Source organism: Streptomyces sp. NPDC056061, assembly GCF_042266885.1.
Taxonomy (GTDB): Bacteria; Actinomycetota; Actinomycetes; order Streptomycetales; family Streptomycetaceae; genus Streptomyces.
In genome coordinates this window covers 73,813-89,665 of sequence record NZ_JBHJWQ010000009.1, presented here as the reverse complement: position 1 = coordinate 89,665, position 15,853 = coordinate 73,813, and the positions used below count along the sequence as shown (strand labels likewise).

At 71.9% G+C, this 15,853-nt stretch carries 10 protein-coding genes; 2 read left to right on the top strand and 8 right to left on the bottom strand.

Features of this window, described 5'->3' with window-relative positions:
- Window positions 1-93: 93 nt before the first annotated feature.
- Both ACFC79_RS16060 and ACFC79_RS16055 read right to left on the bottom strand, forming a co-directional pair.
- Complete coding sequence (locus tag ACFC79_RS16060; RefSeq protein ID WP_376240371.1) at window positions 94-1,755, bottom strand: FAD-dependent oxidoreductase; 1,662 nt, start codon at window positions 1,753-1,755, stop codon at window positions 94-96.
- Window positions 1,752-2,387, bottom strand: coding sequence for a DUF5987 family protein (locus tag ACFC79_RS16055; protein ID WP_376240369.1), 636 nt, complete (start codon window positions 2,385-2,387; stop codon window positions 1,752-1,754). Before ACFC79_RS16055 ends, ACFC79_RS16060 begins: the two co-directional genes overlap by 4 nt.
- A 279-nt stretch (window positions 2,388-2,666) precedes the next feature.
- Here ACFC79_RS16055 and ACFC79_RS16050 point away from each other — a divergent pair, with 279 nt between their 5' ends.
- Together ACFC79_RS16050 and ACFC79_RS16045 are read left to right on the top strand one after the other, a co-directional pair.
- Window positions 2,667-3,791 carry a transcriptional regulator gene (locus tag ACFC79_RS16050; protein ID WP_376240366.1) on the top strand — a complete coding sequence of 375 codons (1,125 nt, stop codon included), beginning with the start codon at window positions 2,667-2,669 and terminating at the stop codon, window positions 3,789-3,791.
- A complete protein-coding gene (locus ACFC79_RS16045; protein ID WP_376240364.1) occupies window positions 3,788-4,552 on the top strand; it encodes a helix-turn-helix transcriptional regulator in 765 nt (254 codons plus the stop codon). The genes ACFC79_RS16050 and ACFC79_RS16045 overlap by 4 nt, the downstream gene beginning before the upstream one ends.
- Before the next feature lie 122 nt (window positions 4,553-4,674).
- On the opposite strand, the gene ACFC79_RS16040 is transcribed toward ACFC79_RS16045, so the two are convergent.
- Genes ACFC79_RS16040 through ACFC79_RS16015 form a run of 6 tightly spaced genes read right to left on the bottom strand, consistent with a single transcriptional unit; the run spans window position 4,675 to window position 15,818 of the window.
- A complete protein-coding gene (locus tag ACFC79_RS16040) occupies window positions 4,675-6,021 on the bottom strand; it encodes a cytochrome P450 (protein WP_376240362.1) in 1,347 nt (448 codons plus the stop codon).
- Window positions 6,018-6,626: a flavin reductase family protein gene (locus tag ACFC79_RS16035; RefSeq protein ID WP_376240359.1), complete on the bottom strand. Its 609-nt coding sequence runs from the start codon at window positions 6,624-6,626 to the stop codon at window positions 6,018-6,020. Before ACFC79_RS16035 ends, ACFC79_RS16040 begins: the two co-directional genes overlap by 4 nt.
- Window positions 6,623-7,084, bottom strand: coding sequence for an acyl-CoA thioesterase (locus tag ACFC79_RS16030; protein ID WP_376240356.1), 462 nt, complete (start codon window positions 7,082-7,084; stop codon window positions 6,623-6,625). The genes ACFC79_RS16035 and ACFC79_RS16030 overlap by 4 nt, the downstream gene beginning before the upstream one ends.
- Window positions 7,085-7,087: 3 nt before the next feature.
- Entirely contained in the window at window positions 7,088-12,934 is a 5,847-nt protein-coding gene (locus ACFC79_RS16025) for an SDR family NAD(P)-dependent oxidoreductase (RefSeq protein WP_376240353.1), read from the bottom strand.
- Window positions 12,931-13,950 (bottom strand): enediyne biosynthesis protein, encoded by a 1,020-nt coding sequence (locus tag ACFC79_RS16020; protein ID WP_376240350.1) that lies wholly within the window; start codon window positions 13,948-13,950, stop codon window positions 12,931-12,933. The genes ACFC79_RS16025 and ACFC79_RS16020 overlap by 4 nt, the downstream gene beginning before the upstream one ends.
- Window positions 13,947-15,818: a CRTAC1 family protein gene (locus ACFC79_RS16015; RefSeq protein ID WP_376240349.1), complete on the bottom strand. Its 1,872-nt coding sequence runs from the start codon at window positions 15,816-15,818 to the stop codon at window positions 13,947-13,949. The genes ACFC79_RS16020 and ACFC79_RS16015 overlap by 4 nt, the downstream gene beginning before the upstream one ends.
- Between the last annotated feature and the right edge of the window lie 35 nt (window positions 15,819-15,853).

The following is a 15,853-nucleotide window of genomic DNA, read 5'->3' as shown; positions in this document are numbered from 1 at the left end:
GGGGTGTGGGGCGGTCGGCGGGGGCCGCTCGCGGACTGCTGGTTTTGTGAAGCAACTCACTCGTCGGCGTGTGCGGAATGAACTGATCCGCGATCAGGAGCCGGTCAGGGCCGGGACCAGGGGCAGGACCCTGCGGCGGCCGTTGCGCGAGCCGTCGGGCGCGGGGGCGCCGTAGGTGACGTCCACTCCCCTGCTGCGGGCGGCGTTGACGATGCCGGGGATGGCGCGTTCCGCGAGGGCGGCGATGGTCATGGCCGGGTTCACGGTGAGCGCGCCGGGGACCGCGGAGCCGTCGGTGACGAAGATGCCCGGGTGGTCGCGGAGTTCGTTGCGGTCGTCGAGGGCCGAGGTGTGCGGGTCGTCCCCCATCCGGCAGGACGCCAGCGGGTGCACGGTGTACGCACCGACCAGGTCGTTGGTCCACGGCATGACCCGGGCCAGCCCGTCCTTCTCCATGATCTCCTTGACCTCGGCGTCCGACTGGGCCCAGCCGTGCAGGGTGTTCGCGGTGGGCACGTACCTGAGGGTGCCGCGGCCGAGCATCTGCTGCGAGATGCGGTGGGCGTTGCCGGTGGCCGGCGGCGGTCCGAAGATGCCCTCGTTGTCGTCCTCGGTCATCGAGAAGATGGTCAGCCAGGACTTCCAGCGCTTGAGGATCTCCTTCTTCTCCGTCCCGAACCAGGAGGGGCCGTGGGCGTCGGGCACCTGGGCCAGGATCGTGCCGAGGCCGGGCGGGAAGTAGAGCTGTTCCAGCGAGTAGCGGGAGTACTCGGGGAGCGATCCGTCCAGGCGGTCCCAGCTGGCGACGGTGGGGCCCTTGCCGATCTGGTTGGCCGCGTAGGCGAGGCCGTCCCCGCGGCTCAGGCCGAGGAGTTCGGCGACCTTGTCCTCGTTGAGGATGGCCGTGTTGAGGCGCTCCCCGTTGCCGGAGAAGTAGCGGCCGACGGCGTGCGGCATGGCGCCGAGCGTGGCCTCGCTGCGCTGGAGGATCACGGGGGTGGCCCCGGCCCCGGCGGCCATGACCACGATCTTCGCCTCGATGACGCCGCTGCCGGACCGGAGGCGGTAGTCCTCGTCGTCGACGATGTCGTAGTGCACCCGGTAGTCGCCGTCCGAGGTGCGTGCGAGGTACTGCACCTCGTGCAGGGGGCGGATCTCGGCGCCGTGGGCGACGGCCGCGGGCAGGTAGTTGACGGTCAGCGACTGCTTGGCCCCGAAGCGGCAGCCGGCCATCATCCAGTTGCAGTTGGTGCACCTGGAGTTGTCGATGGCCACGGCGAGCGGGTTGGCGGTGCGACCCGCGTGGTCGCAGGCCGCCGCCCACAGCCCGCCGGCGTAACTGACGTCGCTCCACTGCTGCTTGGTGACCGAGAGCGACTCCTCGATGCGGTCGTACCAGGGATCGAGGGTGTCCCGGCTGACCGCCGCGGGCCACATCCGGCGGCCGATGCTGCCGCGCCGGTCGAAGACGAAGCGGGGGGCCCGGGGCATCGCGGCGAAGTAGACGACGCTGCCGCCGCCGACGCAGTTTCCGCCCAGGACGCTCATCCCGTCGCCGACGACGAAGTCGAAGGCCCTGGTGTAGGAGGAGCCGAGCTTGTAGTCGTGCTCGAAGTCCTGGCTCCTCAGCCATGGTCCGCGCTCCAGGACGGTGACCTTCGCGCCCCCGGCGGCCAGGTGGTAGGCGGCGATCGCGCCGCCGAAGCCGCTGCCGATCACCAGGACGTCGGTGCGTTCGACGGTGGTGCTGCTCATTCCGGGCTCCCTGAGGGCGTGGTGGCGGGGTGCAGGCGGGCGAGGGGACGGCCGTAGCCGAAGGAATCGAAGCGCCAGAGCCCGTCCGCGTCGGGCTGCGTGATGCCCATCGCGGCGAGTCCCGGGTGCCCGTCCCGCAACGCCTCGGCGGTGTGCAGGTGGGCGGCCGAGTCGAAGGCCATGTTGCAGAAGAGGGACAGCAGGACCCAGAAGTCCTTCTCGGGGTGGCCGGGCCGGGTCAGCCGCTGGATGAGCGCGGTGCGGTCGGCGAAGTCCAGGGCGACGAAGGGCGGGACGTCCCCGTCCAGGTCGAGGCCGTTCTCCATGGCGTAGACCTCGGCGTGGTCGTTGACCAGGCGGGCGAGGTCGCCGAGCCCCTCGGAGATCCCGGTGGCATCCCAGCGCAGCAGTTCCAGCGCCCCGGCCGCGACGGCCCCGCCGCCCTCGACGGCACCGGCGACGGCCCGGTCGCCGGGCCACCGCTTCTCCCCCGGGACGATGGTGTCCGCGTACGCCTCCAGCGTCCACGTCTCCCGCTCGTCCGCACGGTCCGTCCGGGCCTCCGGTTCGCCGTTCCGCGATTCCGACCGCTCGTCGTTCCGCGATTCCTCGGTTACGTCGTTGTCGGGCAACTCGGCCTCCGTGGGTGGGATTCGTGGGGTGCCGATCGGCACGTAAGAAAGCTAGGACCGCCGAGTCTTTTCAAGCAACTGAGCAGGTGGGTTCAGCGAACACAGTGAGTCTTTTCAAGCAACTAACCGGAGTCGAAACATCGTGTGCGCAGAGTTTCAAGAAGAAACGGAGCGGCCGGTACGCTTCCTTCGAACGTGTAGAGAGAACGCGCAATCAGACGTTCCGACGCGGAATTCGGGACAACTGGACAGGCCGCCTTGAACACACGGGGGAGAACGTTGGAAAACACCGACAGAACCCTTCAGTTACCCGCCCATTTCATCGACAGGGTCAGGGTCGACAGCCTTCTCCCCGCGGATTCACCGCGCCTCAACGGCCTGGACAGCGACCATGTGCAACGACTCTGCGAGATATACGAGACGCTGCCCCCCATTCTCGTCCACCGCTCCACCCGACGGGTGATCGACGGAATGCACAGGATTGCGGCGGCCGGCATCCTCGGACGGGAGACCGTCGACGTGCAGTATTTCGACGGGGCCGAGGCGGAACTCTTCCTCAGGGCGGTCGCCGCCAATGTGACGCACGGCCTGCCGCTGTCGGGGACCGAGCGCAAGGCCGCGGCCGTCCGCATCCTCGCCTCCCATCCGAAGCTGTCGGACCGCGCCATCTCCTCGTGCGTCGGCCTCGACGCGAAGACCGTGGCGGCGGTGCGTCGTTCAACCGGGGATTCTCCGCGCGTGAACGTGCGCGTGGGCAGCGACGGCAGGGCCCACCCCCTGGACCGCACCGCCGAGCGCCTGCACGCCGCGGAACTCCTCACCAACAGCCCCGGGCTGCCGCTGCGCACCGTCGTCGCCCGGACCGGGCTGTCCCTGGGCACGGCTCACGACGTACGTCAGCGACTGCTGCGCGGCGAGACCCCGGTACCGGCAGGCCGCCGCTCCGCCCCCCGGACCGCACCGGCCCTCACCGCCCCCTCCACCGGCTCCGCCCCCTCCACCGCCTCCGCGTCGCCTCCCGCGTCCACGCCCCGGGCCGGACCGAATTCGCCACGGAGGCCGGAGCCCCCGGTGCACCCGGCCCGCACCCGGGCCTCGTTCGAGACACTGCGCAAACTCGCCGGCGACCCCTCGCTCCGGCATTCCGAGAACGGCCGCGCATTCGTCCGCTGGATCCACACACATTTCGTGACGGACGATGCCTGGCGAAGCCTGGCAGCAGCCGTACCGTCCCACAGCACCGACACGGTGGCGGAACTCGCCCTGCAATGTTCCGACACCTGGAAAAGGTTCGCCGAGGATTTGTCCCGACGACGGTTCAGCGATCGGTCCGCCGCCCCGGGACCGAAATCGACTTCGGAATCCCGACATCGACAACCATCCATCAACCAGGAGACACGGTGACCACCACTTCCATCGAGCGGGCCGTACGCCGGGTTATCGACGACATGCACGTCAACCTGGGCCAGGAAATCACCATCGACGACATGGCGCGCACCGCCATGTTCAGCAAGTTCCACTTCACCCGGATCTTCCGCGACGTCACCGGCACCTCTCCGGGCCGTTTCCTCTCCGCGCTGCGCCTCCAGGAGGCGAAACGACTCCTCATGGAGACCGAATTCAGTGTCGCGGACATCAGCAGTCAGGTCGGCTACAGCAGCGTCGGCACCTTCAGTTCCCGCTTCAAGTCCTGTGTGGGGGTGTCCCCCAGCATGTTCCGGGAACTCGGCGGCTTCGCCTCCGAACTGGAGGCCCTGGACGCCGCCTCCCCCACCGGCACCGTCCTGCGCGGGCGCATACACCTCGCCCAGGACCGCAGACCGGGCTACTGCTTCGTGGGGCTCTTCCCCAAACCCGTTCCGCAGGGCAGGCCCGCCCGCTGCCTGGTCCTGGACGGCCCCGGTTCCTTCGAGCTGCGCGACATCCCCGAGGGCACCTGGCACCTCCTGGTCCACTCCGTGCCGTACGGGACCGAGGACGTCCCCTCCGGAACGGCCGACGCCCAGGCCGTGTCCGTCGGCCACTACGGTCCGGTCACCGCGGACACCGACACGCTCCTGCTGCCCGCGGACATCACCCTGCGCCCGCTCGACGCGCTGGATCCGCCGGTCCTCATGGCCCTGCTCGACATGCGCACCGCGGCCCTGGCGGCGATCGCCAGCTGAACGGCGTGCCGGGCGCCGACCGGGCCGGGACCGTGCGGGATCCGCGAACCGCACGCACACCGACGTGGGGAGGGCGCCGGACTGGTGTCCGGCCCCCTCCCCCCTTCCTGCGGTGCGACGTCCTACCGGGCCCGCGCGACGGTCATCGGAAGACCGCCGCCCAGGCGCAGCGACATCATGGGTTCGGCGACCGCCGCGTACCCGGGCGTGGCCCGCAGGTCCAGGTCGCGGGTGACCAGCGCGGTCACGAACACCGCCTCCATCATCCCGAGGTTGCTGCCGACGCAGAAGCGCGGACCCGCACCGAACGGGATGTACGCGTAGCGCGGCCTGCGCGCCACCCGCTGCACGTCGAAGCGGTCCGGGTCGAACCGCTCGGGGTGCTCCCACAGCCGGGGATGCCGGTGCAGGGTGTACGGGCAGACGAGCACATCGGCACCGGCCGGCACCGGGTGGCCGCCGACCACGTCGTCGGCCCGGGCGATCCTCGGCAGGATCCACACCGGCGGATAGAGCCGCATCGCCTCCTGCACCACTTGCGTGGTGTACGTGAGCCGGTGCAGGTCGTCCGCGTCGGGCGGCCGGTCCTCCAGGACGCGCCGGGCCTCCTCCCGGACCCGGTCCCGTACGCCGGGATGGCCTTCCAGCAGGTGCAGCGTCCAGCCGAGGGTGCTCGCGGTCGTCTCGTGACCGGCCAGGAGCAGCGTGATGAGCTCCTCCTCCAACTGCTGTCGGCCCGCCCGCGGGTCCTCGACGCGCGACGCCGCCGCGATCATCCGGGACAGGGCGTCGTCGCCCTCCCCCTCGGAACGCATCCGTTCCGCGCGCCGGGCGACGAGGACCTCGACGACGCGGGAGAGTTCCGCCTCGGCGCGGCGGAAGCGGCGCCGCCCGGCCAACGGGACCCAGTCGGGGACCAGGTCCTGCGTGACCATGTCGAACATCGCCCGGTCCTGAACGGCCTCGAAGGCGTGCGCGATCGAGTCGTGCGCGGAGAGGTCGGAGTCGAGCAGGCTACGGCCCAGGACGCCGAGCGTGAGGCCGGTGACCTCGTGCAGGACGTCGACGGGTGGCCCGCCCTCGGCCGCCGCCAGCGTGGCCACCAGCGCGGCCGCCTCCTCGGCGACGACGCCCGCCTGCGCCACGATCCGGCCGGGCCTGAACGCGGGCTGGACCGTCCTGCGCCGGGCGCGCCAGATGTCGCCCTCGCTGGTGAGCAGCCCGTCCCCGAGGATGCGCCGGGCCTGCACGAGGCCGATGCCCTTGTGGTAGTTGTCGCTGTTGTCCGCGAGGACGTGCTTGGCGTGGTCGGGGTGGTTGAGGATGAACATCTTCTTGGGCCCCATGGACACCCGTACGACGTCGTCGAGTTCGGCGGCGTCGCGCATCATCCCGAGCCGGTCCACCGCCAGCTTGCGCAGCAGTCCGGGCAGGGCCCACAGCGGCGGCGACGCCACCCGGCCGGTCATGCGACAGCTCCCGGGCTCCGGCCGGGCCGCCCGATGCTGCCGAGGCGTCCGCGGTGGAACAGCAGGGTGTCCCGGTCCGGGGCCTCCTGCCAGGACAGCACCCTGCCGACGTGGAGGGTGTGGTCGCCGCCGTCGTAGGAGCGCCAGGCACGGCACTCGAAGTGCGCCACCGCACCGGTGAGGACAGGGGCACCGGTCGCCGGGCCGGGGAACCAGTCGACGGCGTCGAACTGGTCGGCGCCCGGCGGCCGGGACCGGTCGGCGAAGTGGCGGGCCACGTGCTCCTGGTCCGCCCCGAGCACCGAGACGGCGAAATCGGGGGCGGCGGCGAGGCTGCCCCGCATCCGCGCCTCCTTGGCGACGCAGACCAGGACGAGGGGAGGGTCGAGGGAGACGGAGGTGAAGGAGTTGGCGGTCATCCCCCGGGGGACGGCGCCGCCCACGGTCACCACCGTCACCCCTGTGGGGAAGGAGCCGAAGGCCCGGCGCAGTCGCCGCTCCTCCCCCGCCCCCTCCCCCGGCGCAGCGAGCCGCGCCGCCGGAAAGGGCGGGGCCGGCACGGGCGGGCGCTGGGCCGCGGCCCGGCGGACGGGCGGGGCGCTCATGCCGGCCGCCCGGTCAGCTGCCGCCCGGTCGTCGCGTAGGGCTCCAGGGCGCGGGCCAGGTCTGCGGGGATGAGGGACGGCACCGTGGCCGTGTTCGGACCCCGCATGCAGGCGATGCGCTGGCGTCCGCGGGCCACCAGGGTCTCGGCCCCGTCCCCGTTCACCTTCACGTAGTCGAAGGTGAACTCCAGCTGGGTCTGGCCGAGTTCGGACAGGCGCATCCGGATGGAGAGTTCGTCGAAGGCGGTGATCTCGGCGAAGAACTCGCAGTCGACCTTCAGCGTGAACAGCTTCAGGTCGTGCTGGATGTCGGCGAGGACGCCGGGCGCCTTCTGCTTGAGGAAGAGTTCCCGGCAACGCCCCTGCCAACGCAGGTAGTTGACGTAGTACACATTGCCGACGAGGTTGGTGTCCTCGAATCCGACGGTGTGCTGGTACTCGAAGTAGTCTTCCGACATGGTCTAGGACCGCCCTTCGTCTTGCGATTCGGGAAGAGTCAGGAACGCGAAGACGGCAGGCTCCAGCGCGTTGCGCAGCGCCGTGACGAAGGTCGCGATCCGCAGGTCACCGGCGGTGAGGACCACCCACGCGTCCTTGCGGCCCGGTTCGACCGTCAGCCGGGTGCCCGCGAGGATCCCTGCCTTCCGGAGGCATTCGGCCGCGCTCCACACCCGGGTGGCCGCGGTGTCGGGCGCCTCGCCGGTCTCCTTGGCGACGAGCGCGGCGGCAGCGGCGTGCTCACCGAGCAGGGCGTCCCAGTCGTCGGCGGAACGCATGCAGACCGCCTCGACGTCGCAGGCGACGGCCGTGTCCGCGACGGCGGCCACCGTCACCCCGAGACCGTGCGAGGCGGACAGTCGGCGCCCGGAGTCCAGTTCCGGGCGCCCGTCGGGCCGGTGGCGCACCGTCACCGGCGCCCCCACGGCCTGGGCGGCCGCGGTCCGGGTGTGGGCGCGGCGTTCCTCGACCGATCCGGCGGGCTGCTCGCCGTGCGGGTGCACGGCGACGGACACGTGCGCCCCGGTGACGTCCTCCAGCGCGCGTTCGAGGTACGGGCCGAGCAGGGGTGCCGCCCACGGCCCCGCCCCGTCGCCCTTGCGCACGGCGTGCAGGACGAGCCCGTCCCAGCGCTCGACCGGTGTGCCGTCGGCGTCCCGGACCACGACGTCGTACACGTACGTGTCGCCGTCCCTGCCGCGTTCCACCGCGCTGTAGCGCAGTTCGCCGGGCAGGTCGCCGCGGGCGCCGAGCGGCTGGATGCGCTCCACCCCGGACGGCAGCAGCGTGGCGTCGGGGACGCACACCTGGTTGCCGTGCATGAGCGCGTCGCGCATGCCGGGATCGGCGAGGAGCAGGGTGCCGGGGAGGAACCCGGCGAACCAGTCGCCCGGTCCGCCCCGCACGGCCACGTCCGCGTCGACGTGCCGGGCGGCGGCCCGGTGGAAGCGGCGCAGGCGCTGGAAGCGGGGGCCCTGGAACAGGACGTCCCCGTACAGGTCCGCCGCCGGGTCCAGGGCGGCGGGCGGCACGTCCGCGTCGACCTGGTGCGGTGCCCCGTCGGCGACGGGGGTGCCGGGGAACACCAGCCGGGCGCGGAAGTGCTCGGCGGCGAATCCGGTGTCCTCGGCGTGGACGGCGACGGCGACGGTGCCGGGGGCGGTGACGGTCGCGGCGATCCGGATGCGGGTGCTGCCGTTCGGCGGGACGACCACGGGCCGCAGGAACCTGGCGTCCTCGATGACGGGCGTGTCCTCGGTGCCGAGCAGCGCGGAGGCGACCTGGGTCATCGCCTCCAGGCCGAGCACGGCCGGCAGGAGCAGGTTGCCGTCGAGGAGGTGGTCGACGAGGTACGGGTCGGTGCCGGCGTTCAGCTCGACCTCGGTGACGAGCTCGACCCCGTGGTAACGCACCAGCGGGTTGCCGAGGAAGCGCAGCAGCGGCAGCGGCGGCAGGTCGCGCCGGACGGTGCCGATGCCCTCGGTGCGCCCGCTGATGACGGTGACGACGGGGGCGTCCGGGTCGCCGATGAGGCGCAGCAGGATCTCCACGCCGCGGTCGGGCGAGACCGGGACGATGCCCTCGCGCGTCAGGGTCTCGACGACCGAGAGCCGCTCCCCCATGCCGACGCCGGACCACACCGACCACTCCATGCAGCGCACCCGGATGTGGGGGTGGGTCCGTGCGACGTCCTCGGCGAGGTCGGCGAGCCACTCGTTGGCGGTGGCGTAGTGGGCCTCGCCGCGCAGCCCGGCGCGGCCGATGATGCTGCCGAAGGCGACCAGCAGCTTGAGCCGGGCGGGGTCGAGCGTGTCGAGCACGTTGCGCAGTCCGTCGACCTTGGGGGCGAAGGTGCGGCGCAGCGCGTCGGCGTCCAGTGCGGTCAGGGCGGCGGGGTCGTTGCGGCCCGCACCGTGCAGCAGGCCGGTGACGGGGCCCAGGGCGCCGGTGAGTTCGGCGACGGCGCGCTCGACCTGGCCGGTGTCGGTGACGTCGGCCCGCGCGTAGTGCACGGTGACGCCGCTGTCGGCCATCCGCCGGAGGTTGTCGGCGAGTTCCTGGTCGGCGGCCGGATCGGAGCGGCCCAGGACCGCCAGTCGCGCCCCGCTGTCCAGGGCGACGGCGAGGGCGCATTCCGCCGAGATGCCCTTGCCGCCGCCCGTCACCAGGAGCACGTCCGAGGCGTCCAGCGGGCTGTCGGTGCGCTCGGGGGCGACGGGCAGGACGCGCAGGGTGGGTATCCGGCGCACGCCGCGCGCGTCGTAGTGCACCTCGCTGAACCGGGTGGTGGCCGCGACCTCGGCCACGACGCGTTCGACGAGATCGCCCCCGGGCGGTGCGTTCACGACGGTGGTGCGCAGGTGGGGGGCCTCCAGGTGGAGGGTCTTGGCGAGCCCGGCGGCGCCCCGCCCGTGCTGGACCAGGACGAACCTGTGGTCGCGGTCGCCGGTCACGGCCGCCTTGGCCGCCGTGAGCGCGGTGTCGACGTCCGTCCGGTCGCAGGCGTCCGGCAGGCACACCAGCACCCCGGAGCCGGTACCGGCCGATTCCAGCGCCCGGCGCAGCGGTTCGGCGTGCGGGACGTGACCGGGCGCGTACAGCTCCCAGGTGCCGCCCGTGCCGTCGGCGGCGGGGAGCGGGGGCGGGGCGACCTCGTCGAGGTCCACGGCGAAGGGGCGGGCCCACGGCGCCGCACCGGTGACCAGGCCGGTCTCCGTCCCGGTCTCCCCCGACTCCGTCAACGCGTCAAGTGTCTCGGCGAGTTGGCCGACCGTGGCGGTGGCGAAGTTGGTGGGGATCCGGGAGGCGGCGATACCGAGGCCGGTGGCCGCCTGGTTGACGATCTGCCCGACGGTGATGGAGCTCATGTGGAGGTCGTCGAGGAGGTGGGTGCCGTCCTCGACGAGCTCGACGGGCAGCTCGGCGCGTTCGGCGACCAGGGCGCGCAGCACGTCCAGGGCGCTCGCGTCCCGGACGTCGGGGGCCGCGGTGTCGGCGGCCGCGCCCCCCGCGTCCGCGGCTCCCGCGTCCGTGACGTCCGGGGCCCCATTCGCGGACGTGGTCGCGGACGTGCCCGGCCGGGCGGCCGGGAGGACGATCTCGGGCGCCTGCTCGCACGGGCTGGTGAGGAAGGAGAACTCCTCGCCGACCTTCAGCGGCCGGATCAGCCGCTCGTGGAAGAGTCGCTCGTGCGCGACCGGTGCGTTCAGGACGAACGCGGCGGCGACGACCCGCAGCAGTCCGCGCAGCGACTCGTCGTCGGTGTCCAGCGCGACGGCGGGAACCCCGGTGACCGCGGCGGCGAGCGAGGTGAGGACCCGTCCCGGTCCGACCTCGACGAACAGGTCGACGTGCTCGGCGGCGGCCCGGACGGCCCGGTCGAACAGGACGGGCGCGGTGATCTGACGGCGCAGCAGCTCCTTCGGATCGGTGGAACCGTCGAGTTCCGCCCCGGTGACCGTGGAGACGACCCGGCCGCGCGGCGGTACGAGGGGTGCGTCGGCGAGCCAGGCGCCGAAGGACTCCGCGGCGGGAGCGACCAGCGGTGAGTGGAAGGCGTGCGAGACCGCGAGGCGGGTGAAGCCGGCCCCCGCCGCCTCGGCACGCCGCCCGGCTTCCTCGATGTCGGCCACCGGACCGGCGACGACGGTCTGCGCCGGTCCGTTGTGACCGGCGACGACGACGGCGAGCCCGTCGACGAGTTCCCCGGCCCGCTCCGCGGTGGCCGCCAGCGACGCCATGGTGCCCGAGGCGCTGTGCTCCGCCATCGCGGCACCCCGTACCCGGGCGGCCTCCAGCAGGGTCCGCTCGTCGAACGATCCGGCCCAGTGCAGGGCGGAGAGTTCGCCGAGGCTGTGGCCCAGGGCGACGGTGGCCTCGATGCCGAGCAGGTCCAGTGCGCGCAGCCCGGCGGTGGAGCCGGTGACGATGCGCGGCTGGGCGACATCGGTGGCGACCATGTCCCCGCCGGTGGGCAGTGCCGCCGCGGTGTACGCCTCGGCCGCCTCGGGGAAGCGGCGGGCGAGCGCGCCGCCGCCGGTGGTGCGCCCGGAGCCCTGACCGGGGAAGAGGAAGCCGATCCGGCCGCGGGTCGTCGTGTGACCGAGGAAGATCCGGCCGTCGGCGGGGAGGTGGTCGGTGGTGCCGGATTCCAGTTCCGCGGCGAGTCGGCGCAGTTGCCGTTCGGCGTCCTCGGGCGAGGTGACGACGGCGGCGGCGCGGTGGGCGGTGCCGCGCAGTTCGCCGCGCAGGGTGGCTGCGAGGTCGGCGAGCTGGGCGTAGGAGACGCGGCCGGCGAAGTCGGCAACCTCCAGCACGCGGGCGCGCAGTTCCTGCGCGTTCAGTGCGTCGAACAGCAGGAGTTCGCTGTCCTGGAGCGAGTGGGCAAGGCCCGCCAGGCGGCGGTCGGGGGCGGTGCGCCGCCGGGTGGCGGGTGCGTCGAGGACGACGTGGGTGTTGATGCCGCCGAAGCCCATGGCGGTGATGCCCGCCCGGCGCGGGGCGTCGGGCCATGCCTCGGCCTTGCGCAGCACGCGCAGGTTGGCGTCGTCCGCGGTGAGCAGGTCGTGCGGGTCCACGCAGCCGATGGCCGGGGGCAGGGTCCGGCTGTCGACGGCCATGGCCGCCTTGATGAGCCCGGCGATCCCGGCGGCGGCCTTGGTGTGCCCGATCATGCCCTTGATGGAGCTGATGGCGGCCCGTCCGGTGGACCCCGCGGCCGCCCGCTCCTGGGTCAGGGCGCCGAGTTCGGTGGCGTCGCCGACGGCGGTGCCGGTGCCGTGGCCCTCGAACAGCGGCACGGTGTCGATGCCGAAACCCGCCCGTGCGTAGGCGCGGCGCAGGGCGAGGCGGTATCCGCCGATCTCGGGCCGGGTGATGCCGCCCTGCCCGTCGGAGGAGATGCCCCAGCCCGCGATCGTCGCGTAGACGCGGTGGTTGGCGGCGTGCGCGTCCTCCTCCCGCATCAGGACGACCATGCCGCAGCCCTCGCCCGGCCAGAAGCCGTTGGAGCCGCGGTCGTACAGGCGCATCTCCGAGCGTGCGAGGGCACCCGTCTTGGCGAATCCGATGATCTCGAACGGGTCGATGGACAGGTCGACGCCGCCGGCGACGGCCACGTCCAGATCGCCGTTGAGCAGCGAGGTCGCGGCCGTGGTGACGGACAGGAGCGACGAGGAGCACGCCCCGTCGACGGTGTAGCCGCCGCCGTTCAGGTCGAAGTGGTTGCAGATGCGGCCCGCGATGGTGTTGGACAGGCCGCCGGCGAGGGAGTCCTCGTCGATGTCGGGGAAGGGACGCTTGTACGCGGTCTCCACGTCGGCGAGGAAGTCGGCGACGCGGTTCTCGTCCCAGTCCTGGCCGCGGAGCGCGGCGGCCATCACCCGTCGCACGTAGGGCCAGCGCAGCCGCATGACGTTGGCGCGGGCGAACTCCCCGGTGAGGGTGTTGCCCACGACGACGCCGGTGCGTTCCCGGGGCAGCCCCTCGCCGACCGGGAATCCGGCGTCGGCGAGGGCACGGGCGGCGGTGTCGAGGGCGAGCCAGTGGGTGAGGTCGGTGGAACGGTAGGTGCTGCCGGCGATCCGGTGCCCGACCCGGTCGAACGCGTAGCCCTCCAGGACGGCGGCGGTGCGCGCGTAGAACCGGTCGGGGGCGGCCGGGTCGGCGTCCCAGTAGTCGTCGAGGCGCATCCGGACATCGGGCAGGCGGCGGAAGGCGCGCCGTCCGGCGACCGCGTTGTCCCAGAGTTCGGCGGGACCGGTGGCATCGGGGTATCGGCAGGCCATGCCGACGATGGCGATCCTGTTCATACCGTGACCACGACCTTGTCCCGGTCGACGGGGACGGCGGCGGCCGGGACCGGGGCGGCGGCGGCCGGCGGCTGTGCGGCGGCGTGGCGCTTGGCCTGGAAGTGGACCGCCCAGTGGTATCCGCCGCGGATGAGGCAGACGATCGCGGTGGCGAAGAAGATGCCGTAGGCGATGTGGACGGCGGTCAGGACGCCGTAGGCCGCGGCGACACCGCCGCCGAAGGCGACCTGGGCGAAGGGCTTGGAGGGCGAGGTGCCCGGGTCGGTGACCATGTAGTTCGTGAACAGCACGAACGCCACGCCGGTCATCATGCCGAGGGCCGCGGGAATGGAGGTGTCGAAGAGGATGCCGCGGACGACGGCCTGGAGCGCGTAACCGATCACCCAGGCGCCGATCAGCCACATGCGGTTGGTGAGCTTGGCGTTGAGCATGGTGCCGAGAGTCAGGATGATCGCCGGGACCAGCCAGTCGACCGGACCGTCGACGTATTCGGTGAAGTGGTACGGAGGCGCGATGCTCGCCCACGGGAAGAGGACGAGGATGACGGCGATCCCGAAGTTCGACGGGTTCATGTAGTGGCGCATCCGGCCGCGGACCGGGGCCCGCAGCACCCATTTGGTGCCGACGGCGACGATGACGCCGAACACCATGACCCACACCTTGTCATTGACGTAGGTCAGCATGTTCACGGCAAGGGCGGTGATGTGCGCGGGGTAGAGGAACTCGATCAGGCCGCGCTTGCCGTTGCCGCGGAAGCGGGCGGTGCGCCCGTCGAAGTGGGCGCTGATCGCTTCGAGGGCGGTTTCCAGCGCGTAGGCGGTGACCAGGGCGATGAAGGGCCACAGCCAGGGCTGTTCGAAGCCCAGCACGGTGTAGCCGAAGATGTTGAGCACCGAGATCGAGATGGCGAACCGGCGCAGTGCCGTGACGACCTTCGGGTCGTGGCGGGGCGGGGTGGCACCGGTGGGGGCGGGGGTGGGAGCGGGCTGTGCCGCCTGCTGTACGGACACGGTCACTTCATCTCCTTGGCCTCGGTGCCGAGTTCCAGGCAGTGCCGGCCGGAACTCAGTCGCATGTCCTGGTCGTGTACGTTTCCGGAGCGGTCGCGCCAGCTGATCGCGACCTTCACCGGCCCGGCGACGTCGCCGAGTCCGATGTGCACGTCGAAGCTTCGCTTGCCGGAGTGCCCGCCGCCGCCGTCGACGCGGCCGACGCGCGTGCTGCCGTCGGGCAGTGTGACGGTGACCTGGGCGTCGACGACGGGCGAACCCGACGGGTGGGTGAGCTCCAGCCCGAGGTAGTGGCCGGGGTTCTCGGCGATGTTGCGGTAGAAGACGGGCTCGCCCCACTGTCGGGCCACGGCCATGTCGAGCCGTCCGTCGCCATCGGTGTCGCCGGTGGCGATGCCGCGGGTCGGGATGGGAACGGCCATGCCGAGCTCATCGGAGATGTTCACGTAACTGCCGTTCTCACGCTTGGCGAAGAAGCGCAGGGTCTGGTTGCCGGCCAGGTCGTCGCCCTCGCGGACGTGCGGCCAGGCGCCGGGGTGCTTGACGAGCCCGTCGTTGGAGGTCGCCAGTTCCTGGAGCTGGGGCCAGCGGTTGGTCTTGCCCTTGACGAAGCCGGTCGCCTGGACGATCTGCAGGTCGCCGCTGTTGTCGAAGTCGCCGGTCTTGGTGTCCCAGCCCCAGCCGGACCAGGCGACGCCGAGGTCGGCGGACTTGTCGTGGAAGGGCGCCTCGCCCTTCTTCAGCGCGGCGCGCACGCCCTGCTTGTCGTCGGCGGTGTCGAAGAAGGCGAAGTTGCTCTCCTGGATGCCGAACGACGTGGTGATGTTGCTGACGAACATGTCGTACAGGCCGTCGTTGTCCAGGTCGCCGAAGTCGACGCCCATGCCCTTGAAGGAGCTGCGTCCCATTTCCTTGGACTTGGGCACCAGCGGGCTGTGGACGGCCTTGACCTCGGCGAACTCGATCTTCCCCGGACGGGACTTGTTGTACAGCAGCCCGGACGTGCCGAAGTCGTGGGCCAGGAACAGCTCGGGCAGGTGGTCGCCGTCGAGGTCGGTGGCGGCGGCGCCCAGGGTCCAGCCACCACGCACGTCGGCGGGCAGGGTGTCGTCGCCCGTGGCCACGTACCCGTTCCTGGTCCAGCGGAAGAAGTGGCCCCCGCCGCCGTTCATGGCGTGGGACAGGGAGTCGTTCATGGTGACGCCGCCGTCCTTCTCCGGGTCCAGGACGGGGCTGTCGGGGAAGTAGTTGCCGATGAAGATGTCGTCGTGGCCGTCGCCGTCGAAGTCCGCCACGGTGGCCGCGTTGGAGTTCCACAGCGGTCCGTCGTACGGGGTCCCGCCGCCGTTGGGTACCAGCTCGGTCGGGGTGAACGAGTCGGCCGACAGCGTGCGGGCGCCGTCGCCGATGGTCCCGCCCGCGGCCCGGTCGGCGAGGAAGAGCACCGGGGTGCGGCCCCAGTAGTAGACGAGCAGGTCGGTGGTGCCGTCCTCGTCGAAGTCGCCGGGTACGCAGCCCATCGGGGCCATGGTGGAGCTCTTGGGCAGCGGCGCCGGATCGAGGACGAACGGCTCGTAGCGACCGGGGCGGGTCGGGGCGGGGGTCACGTAGACCTGGTCGATCCGGGGATCGGTGACGCACAGGTCGTCGGCGAGCCCGTCGCCGTCGATGTCGTTCATGGCGATGCCCGAACCGACCGAGGAGATCCATGCCTCGATGTGCTTGTATGCCTTGTTGACCTGGCGGACGGTCTGCACCGGATATCCCGGCGGCGCGGCTATGGACATCGCCTCGAAAGCGAAATCGGATGCCACATCCTGCTTTTCCTGGGCGGAGACGGAGGGCAGCCGAACTCCCGCAAAAACGCCCACCATGAGAGCGAAGGCAACAATTCCTGGCACGTTGCGGC